Raw genomic sequence first — 5,706 nt, forward strand, 5'->3', positions numbered from 1 at the left:
GCGGCAACGTCGAGTTCTTCGTATGGTTACGCCGGGGCGCGGCGGCGGCCGACCCGGAGCGGGTGCGGGCCGTCGTGGCGGCCGGCCCGCAGGGTGCAACCCCGCCCGGCGACGTGCCGGACGTGGCCCCGGAGGAGGCGGTGGGGTGAGCGCGAGGAGTGAGCTTGCGAGCCCCGCAGTCGCGAACGGAAGGTGGATCCGTTGAGTCGTACCGCGCTGCTGGTGACGCACACCGGCCGGCGTCGCAGCACCGAGCACGCCCGGGCGGTCGCGGCGGACCTGATCGCCGCGGGGTTCGAGGTGCGGGTGGTGGCCGAGGAGGCCGACGACCTGGACCTTCCGGGCGTGGTGCCGGTGACCGGACTGGAGGCCGCCGAGGGGGCCGAGATCGTCTTCGCCCTGGGCGGGGACGGCACGTTCCTGCGCGCGGCGGAGCTGGCCCGGCCGGCGAAGGCACCGCTGCTCGGCATCAACCTCGGCAAGGTCGGCTTTCTCGCCGAGGCGGAGATCGACGACCTGGACGTGGCGGTGCGCGACGTGGTGGGTCGCCACTACACGGTGGACGAGCGGCTCACCCTCGACGTGACCGCGGAGTTCGACGGCGGCCCGACGATCGAGTCCTGGGCGCTCAACGAGATCAGCGTTGAGAAGGGCGAGCGGGCCCAGATGCTGGAACTGCTGGTCGACGTGGACGGTCGGCCGCTGTCGCGGTACGGCTGCGACGGCGTGGTCTGCGCGACCCCCACGGGTTCGACGGCATACGCGTTCTCCGGCGGCGGGCCGGTGGTGTGGCCGGAGGTGGAGGCGCTGCTGTTGGTCCCGATCAGCGCGCACGCGCTGTTCAGTCGGCCGCTGGTGACCGCGCCCACGTCGACGTTCTCGATCACGGTCGACCCGTTCACCACCCTCGCGGTGCTGTGCTGCGACGGCCGGCGGGTCTACGACCTGCCGCCGGGGGCGCAGGTGACGGTGCGTCGTGGTGCGCTGCCGGTTCGTGTCGTGCGGCTGCGGGCCCGGTCCTTCACCGACCGGCTGGTGGCGAAGTTCGGGTTGCCGGTACACGGCTGGCGGGGCAACCGCAGGTGAGCGACGTCTCGGTGGTGGCCCGGCGGCGCTGGCCCGCCGCAGGCCGGCCGGTGCGCCGGCGGTGGTGACGGGCGGGCCGGGCGGCGGGCGGTCACCGCGTCCCGGCCGCGCCGGCTGGTCAACTGTCGGGGCCCGCGTCTACTGTCGGGTGCTGTGCTGGAAGAGCTGCGCATCACCGGACTGGGCGTCATCGAGGACACCACGCTGCCGTTGACCGGCGGGATGAACGTCATCACCGGCGAGACCGGTGCGGGCAAGACGATGGTGGTGACCGGCCTCGGCCTGCTCTTCGGCGGCCGAGCCGACGCCGGCCGGGTGCGGGCCCAGCCGGGCCGGGCGGTGGTCGAGGGGCGACTGCGCCTCGGCGGCCGGGTCGCCGCCGCCGTGCACGCCCGGGTCATCGACGCCGGTGGGGAGCCCGACGAAGACGGTTCGCTGCTGCTGAGCCGGACGGTCACCGTGGAGGGGCGTTCCCGGGCGCACCTGGGCGGGCGCGGTATGCCGGTGGCGATGCTGGGCGAGGTCGGCGAGCAGGCGGTGGCGGTGCACGGCCAGTCCGACCAGCTGCGCCTGCTGCGGCCGGCCGAGCAGCGGGCCGCGCTGGACCGGTTCGCCGGCCCGGAGCACGAGAAGCTTCTCGACGCGCTGCGCGAGGCGTACGCCCGGTGGCGGGCGGTGGTCGACGACCTGGCCGACCGCCGGCGCAACGCCCGGGCGCGCAACCAGGAGGCCGACCTGCTCCGGCTGGGGCTGGACGAGATCAGCCGGGTCGATCCGCAGCCGGGCGAGGACGACGAGCTGAAGGCCGAGGCGCAGCGCCTGGAGCACGCGGAGGGGCTGCGTACGGCGGCGCAGATGGCGCACCAGTGCGTGGCCGGCGGCACCGAGCCGACCGACGAGACGCCGGACGCCACGGCGCTGCTGGGGCTGGCCCGGCGAACCCTTCAGGCGCAGGCGGGCACCGATCCGGCCCTCGGTGACCTGGCTTCCCGGCTGGAGGAGGCGGCGACCCTGGTGGCCGACGTCTCGGCGGAGCTGTCGGCGTACCTGACCGCGCTGGACGCGGATCCGGCCCGGTTGCAGGTCGTCTACGAGCGGCGGGCGGCGTTGCGCGCGTTGACCCGCAAATACGCCGACGACGTCGACGGGGTGGTGGCCTGGGCGGAGCGGGCCCGGCTGCGGCTGTCCGATCTGGACAGCTCCGACGATCTTCTCGACGAACTGGACCGGGAGGCGTCCCGCCTGGCCGGTGAGGTGGCCGAGTTGGCCGGGCGAGTGTCGGTGTCCCGGCAGGAGGCGGCGATCCGGTTCGCCCGGCAGGTGACCGTCGAGCTGGCCGGGCTGGCGATGCCACACGCCCGGATCGAGGTGGCGGTGCTGCCCCGACCGGCGGGGAAGTCGGAGCCGAGCCTGGTGGTCAACGGCGTGGAGGTGGGCGTCGGCCCGGACGGCGGCGACGAGGTGGAGCTGCGGCTGCTGGCCCACCCGGGGGCCCCGTCGCTGCCGTTGCAGCGGGGCGCGTCCGGCGGTGAGCTGTCCCGGGTGATGCTCGCAATCGAGGTGGTCTTCGCGGGGTCCGGCGGTCCGCCGACCCTGGTCTTCGACGAGGTCGACGCGGGCGTCGGGGGTCAGGCGGCGGTGGAGATCGGCCGGCGGCTGGCCCGGCTGGCCCGCAGCCACCAGGTGCTGGTGGTCACCCACCTGCCGCAGGTGGCGGCGTTCGCCGACCGGCACCTGGTGGTGGCGAAGGACACGGGGGGCGCGGTGACGACCAGCGGGGTGCGGGTCGTGGAGGACACCGAGCGGGCCCGGGAGCTGGCCCGGATGCTGGCGGGTTTGCCGGACTCGGATCTGGGTATCGCTCACGCCGAGGAACTGTTGGCCGTCGCGGCACGGGAAAGACGACCCTGACGGCGAGTTATTGTGAGCGCACCCACACCGGCACGCGCTCTGGTGTGTTTCCCTGGGTAGGCGGCGCTGCTCAGGCATGTCGCGACAGAAAAGCCTGCCTCACATGCCAGGATGGTCACGATGCGTCTACCCACGTTGCGCCGGACCCGTAACACCGAGCCGGACACAGTCCTCGGCACCGCGCGCCTCGACCGCCGGACGAAGCGCCTGGTCGGCCGGCTGCGTCCGGGCGACATCGCGGTCATCGACCACGTCGACCTGGACCGGGTGGCGGCCGACTCGCTGGTCGCCGTCGGTGTCGCCGCCGTCCTCAACGCGAAGCCGTCGGTCTCCGGCCGGTACCCGAACCTCGGCCCCGAGGTGCTGGTGACCGCCGGCATCCCCCTCTTGGACGACCTGGGCGAGGGGATCTTCGAGCGGGTCCGGGAGGGCGACACCGTCCGGATCGAGGGCAACACCGTGTTCGTCGGCGGCGAGCCGGTCGCGCACGGCGCGCTCCAGGACGCCGAGTCGGTGGCCAAGGCGATGGCCGATGCCCGTGAGGGGCTGTCGGTGCAGCTGGAGGCGTTCGCCGCCAACACGATGGACTACCTCAAGCAGGAGCGTGACCTGCTCCTCGACGGCGTCGGCGTGCCGGAGATCCAGACTCAGATCCAGGGTCGGCACTGCCTGATCGTGGTCCGCGGCTACGACTACAAGGCCGACCTGGACGTGCTGCGTCCGTACATCCGGGAGTTCAAGCCGGTGCTGATCGGCGTGGACGGCGGGGCGGACGCGCTGGTCGAGGCCGGCTACACCCCCGACATGATCATCGGGGACATGGACTCGGTGACCGACGACGTGCTGCGCTGCGGCGCCGAGGTGATCGTGCACGCCTACCCCGACGGCCGGGCCCCGGGGCTGCCCCGGGTCACCGGGCTGGGCGTCGAGGCGATCACCTTCCCGGCGGCGGCCACCAGCGAGGACCTGGCGATGCTGCTGGCCGACGAGAAGGGCGCCTCGCTGCTGGTTGCGGTCGGCACACACGCGACCCTGGTCGAGTTCCTGGACAAGGGCCGGGGCGGGATGGCCTCGACGTTCCTCACCCGGCTCAAGGTCGGCGGGAAGTTGGTGGACGCCAAGGGCGTGAGCCGGCTCTACCGGCAGAGCATCTCCGGGTCCTCGCTGCTGCTGCTGGTCCTGTCGGCGGTGGCGGCGATGGCCTCGGCCGTGGCGGTCTCCACCGTCGGCAAGGCGTACCTGGGCGTGGTCAGTGAATGGTGGAACAATTTTGTGTTCCAGCTCGGCCAGCTCTTCTAGCTCCCGACCGATCAAGAGGCTGTCAGCGTGATCAACTTCCGCTACCACGTGGTGTCCCTGACCGCGGTCTTCCTGGCGCTTGCCATCGGCCTGGTGGTCGGCACGGCCGCCCTCAACGGCCCGGTCGCCGACTCGCTCAAGGAGCGGGTCAACGGGCTGAGCAAGGACAACCAGCAGATGCGCCAGGCGGTCAACAACATGCAGAAAGAAATCGAGCTGGAGGAGCAGTTCGCCGGCGAGATCGCCCAGGTCGTCCTGCCCGGCAAGCTCACCGGCCGCCGCGTGCTGCTGCTCACCCTGCCCAGCGGGCGCGAGCACACCGAGGGCGTGCTCAAGATGCTCCAGCTCGCCGGCGCCCAGGTCACCGGCCGGGTCGACCTGCAGGACAAGTTCATCAACCCGGACAACAACAACAACCTGATGGAGTTGGCCGTCACCGCCGCCCGGCCGAGCGCGCCCGCCTCGGGGCTGCCCGGCAACGGGCACGGGGTGGAGACATCCAGCGCACTGCTGGCCAGCGTGCTGCTGGACCGCGCCGGGGGTGCCAACCCAGCCACCGACGCCGACCGCCGGGCGGTGCTGGCGTCCTACAGCAACGCCGGGTACCTGACGACCGACGAGAAGGTGGCCGGGCCGGCGGAGGCAGTGGTACTGGTCAGCGGCCAGCCGTACGTGGACAAGGACTCCGCGAAGAAGGACGAGTCGGTCGTCAAGGTCGCCGAGCAGTTCGACCGGACCGGGGCGATCGTGGTGGCCGGCAACGGCTCGGCCGGCGGCAACGTCGTCGCCGTCGTCCGGGGCGACCCGGTGCTGTCGCAGACTGTCTCCACCGTCGACGACGCCAACACCACGCAGGGCCAGTTGGTCACCACTCTCGCCCTGGTGCAGCAACTCGTGGAGAAGAAGGCCGGCCAGTACGGCGTGGGCGACAACGCCTCCTCGTTGCTGCCTAAACTGCCCCAGTGAGCGAACGACGTACCCGGGTGTCCGATCCTCTCCGCCGCGCGTGCGGCGTGCCGAATGGGGTGACCGCGTGAGCCTGCTGGGCCGCCTACTGATCGCCGGGGCCGGCGTCGCCGCCGCCCGGTACGCGCTGCGCGAAGTGCGCACCTCGCCGGCCGCCCCGGCACTGGAGCGCACCAACTTCCGGGGCCGTACCGTCACCCTCGCCGCCGGGCCGGCGCTCGCCGCCGGTGCCGCCGCGGCCGGGGCGTTCGGCGCCGCCAGCGCCCCCGCAGGCGCCGCCGCGCTGGTGGCCGGCGTGGGCGGGGGAGCGGTCGGGGTCTACGACGACGTGGTGGGCGCCCGGCCCGAGCAGAAGGCCGCCAAGGGCTTCGCCGGGCACCTCGCCGCGCTGCGCGAGGGCCGGGTCACCGCCGGCCTCGTCAAGATCGTCGGGGTGGGCGCGGC

The 5,706-nt window shown here is 73.1% G+C and carries 4 protein-coding genes and 2 pseudogenes; all 6 read left to right on the top strand.

The features are described from left to right. Window positions 1-149, top strand: a pseudogene (locus MCAG_RS32865) (16S/23S rRNA (cytidine-2'-O)-methyltransferase); the annotation flags it as partial. 52 nt (window positions 150-201) lie between these two features. Beyond that, window positions 202-1,086, top strand: coding sequence for an NAD kinase (locus MCAG_RS25785; protein ID WP_036375259.1), 885 nt, complete (start codon window positions 202-204; stop codon window positions 1,084-1,086). 153 nt (window positions 1,087-1,239) lie between these two features. Beyond that, window positions 1,240-2,997, top strand: a complete 1,758-nt coding sequence (gene recN / locus MCAG_RS25790; RefSeq protein WP_036375262.1) for a DNA repair protein RecN — start codon at window positions 1,240-1,242, stop codon at window positions 2,995-2,997. Window positions 2,998-3,117: 120 nt separating this feature from the next. Continuing rightward, the gene (gene steA, locus MCAG_RS25795; RefSeq protein WP_007075891.1) at window positions 3,118-4,296 is read left to right on the top strand and encodes a putative cytokinetic ring protein SteA; all 1,179 of its coding nucleotides are present in this window, start codon (window positions 3,118-3,120) and stop codon (window positions 4,294-4,296) included. A 27-nt stretch (window positions 4,297-4,323) separates the two neighbouring features. Continuing rightward, window positions 4,324-5,262: a copper transporter gene (locus tag MCAG_RS25800; RefSeq protein WP_007075892.1), complete on the top strand. Its 939-nt coding sequence runs from the start codon at window positions 4,324-4,326 to the stop codon at window positions 5,260-5,262. A 67-nt stretch (window positions 5,263-5,329) separates the two neighbouring features. Further along, window positions 5,330-5,706 (top strand): annotated as a pseudogene (locus MCAG_RS25805) (hypothetical protein); the annotation flags it as partial.

Source organism: Micromonospora sp. ATCC 39149, from assembly GCF_000158815.1.
Taxonomy (GTDB): Bacteria; Actinomycetota; Actinomycetes; order Mycobacteriales; family Micromonosporaceae; genus Micromonospora.

Coding starts and splice junctions, on each gene's coding strand:
- steA (WP_007075891.1), top strand. CDS start 3,118: ATGCGTCTACCCACGTTGCGCCGGACCCGTAACACCGAGCCGGACACA.